Source organism: Lyngbya sp. CCY1209 (genome assembly GCF_035615495.1).
In the GTDB taxonomy this organism is placed as follows: domain Bacteria; phylum Cyanobacteriota; class Cyanobacteriia; order Cyanobacteriales; family Microcoleaceae; genus Limnospira.
In genome coordinates this window covers 1-544 of record NZ_JAJENU010000320.1, presented here as the reverse complement: position 1 = coordinate 544, position 544 = coordinate 1, and the positions used below count along the sequence as shown (strand labels likewise).

Annotated in this window: 1 protein-coding gene; it reads left to right on the top strand. The window is 46.3% G+C overall.

Going from position 1 to position 544, the window contains the following annotated elements:
- A partial coding sequence (locus LKE08_RS09195; RefSeq protein WP_324703920.1) for a group II intron maturase-specific domain-containing protein occupies positions 1–544 on the top strand: 544 nt, incomplete at both ends.

Sequence of the window (544 nt, the reverse complement as noted above, 5' to 3'; positions counted from 1 at the left end):
GACTCCAACTTAAGCCGGAAAAGACAAGAATCTGTCATACACTAAGAGAAATCGAAGTGGACGGAGAAAAAGTTCCACCCGGATTCGATTTTTTGGGGTTCAATATCAGGCAATACCCAAAAGGGAAGCACACATCAGGGAAAAGTGGAGGACCCCACAATAGACTACTGGGGTTCAAAACCCACATCAAACCGGACAAGGAAGCAATCAAAGCCCATACTGAAAAGGTAAAAGAGGTGATTAGGAATCACAAAACAGCACCTCAAGCTGCCCTGATAAAACACCTCAACCCCATCATCACTGGATGGGCAAGGTACTACTCAGGGGTAGTCTCTAAGGAGATTTTCAGCAAGCTAGATAATATACTCTGGCAACAACTGCGGGCGTGGGTAGTGTCACGATGCGGAAACGCCGAATACAAAACGCTCAGGAAATACTACCGAACAGGAATGGCAAAACTGAGCAACGGGGACGAAAGGAAGGACAAGTGGATTTTCCAAACTAAAGATGGTCTACGACTCCAAAAACACGCCTGGACTCCCAT